Origin of the sequence: Vibrio salilacus (assembly GCF_002811245.1) — a bacterium.
GTDB classification, from domain to species: domain Bacteria; phylum Pseudomonadota; class Gammaproteobacteria; order Enterobacterales; family Vibrionaceae; genus Vibrio; species Vibrio salilacus.
Map to the genome: position 1 here is coordinate 1 of NZ_NIVQ01000075.1, position 1380 is coordinate 1380.

Genomic DNA, 1380 nt, shown 5'->3' on the forward strand with positions numbered 1-1380 from the left:
AATTTAGTGTTTACGGCACAATGCTTTAGGTTAGGTGGCAATGTTGCTCACTACTTAACGCGGCGTTATGTTTACGGGATAGATAAATGATTTCTTGGCCATGTATTTTCAAGTTGGACAGCGATTCTGAGTTAATGTACTTGGGCTCTGAAGCTCGCCTCAAAACTGAGTTAGACGACTTAATTTGGGACAGCTCAGACCGCCTTATAGACAGCAAAGGCTATTGCTATGTAGTTAAAACCGAAGGTGATAGCTACGTATTCGAGCCTGAAAATGTTCAGCTAAGTCTATTCTCGGTAACTCAGTTAATCCAAGAGCATGAATTTTCAAAAGCTGAAGTTTGCCTTACAAAAATACAGTTTTCATCTATAGAAGAAGCCCTCAGAGCACTTTCATTAGAAATGTAAACATAACAATAAATTTAAGAGTGATTCACAACGCTCGGCGCTTTCACTTCAAGTAAGTTTAGTGTTTATGGCACAATGCCTTAGGTCAGGTGTTAGCGTTGTTCACACCTTAATTTGGCGTTAGTTGCCAGCGGTAAAAATGCAGCTAAGGCAGAAAATTTAGGGCTAATGAATTGTGCAATTTTGCTCTGTTTTGTGTCTGATAGTTTGCTGAAATTATGTTCGATATTTAATACTGTGGTTTTGTTCTGCCGTTTCAGACGCAAATGTACTCGTTGAAAGTCAGCTTTGTGGCATTGCCTTTCCAAAAGGTCTTTTTGGTGCTTTTAGTCAGTGTTCTACGGCGTTGTAAGTTCCAAGTGGTTTCAGTGGCAGGCGCTTTGAAACTGCGCCTGAATTGAGTTTTTCAACACGCTGAAAAACGGTGTTAGCAAAGTGGAAACAAACAAGAAATCAAAGGTTTAGAATGGCAACTAACAAAGCGTTTAAGGCAGATTCGCAACGCTCGGCATTTTTGGTTTGCTTTGAATTTAGTGGTTACGGCACAATGGTTTAGGTCAGGTGGTGATGTTGCTCACTACTTAACGCGGCGTTAGTTGCCAGTGGTAAAAACGCAGCTAAAGCAGAAAGTTTAAGGCTAATGAATTGTGTAACTTTGCTCGATTTTTGCCTTGGTATGGTTTGCTGAAGTTTCGTTTGGTTGTTAATGTTGTGGTTTTGTTTTGCCATTTCAGATGCCCATTTACTCGTTGAAAGTCAGCTTTGTGGCATTGTCTTTCCAAAAGATCTCTTTGGTGCTTTTGGCCAGCTTTCTACGGCGTTGCTAATTCCAAGTGGTTTCAGTGGCAGGCGCTTTAAAACTGCGCCTGATTTGAGTTTTCAAAGTGCTGAAAAACGGCGTTGGCAAAAGGTGGAAATAACTGGAAATCAAAGGTTTAGAATGGCAACTAACAAAGCGTTTAAGGCAGATTCG

General features: G+C 40.7%; 2 protein-coding genes. Both read left to right on the plus strand.

Going from position 1 to position 1380, the window contains the following annotated elements; genetic code table 11:
* Positions 1 to 86 precede the first annotated feature (86 nt).
* Positions 87 to 407 (plus strand): DUF4144 family protein, encoded by a 321-nt coding sequence (locus tag CDZ87_RS16800; RefSeq protein WP_100754542.1) that lies wholly within the window; start codon positions 87 to 89, stop codon positions 405 to 407.
* 706 nt (positions 408 to 1113) lie between these two features.
* Positions 1114 to 1380: hypothetical protein (locus CDZ87_RS17105; RefSeq protein WP_157806495.1), on the plus strand; the 267-nt coding region annotated here is incomplete at its 3' end.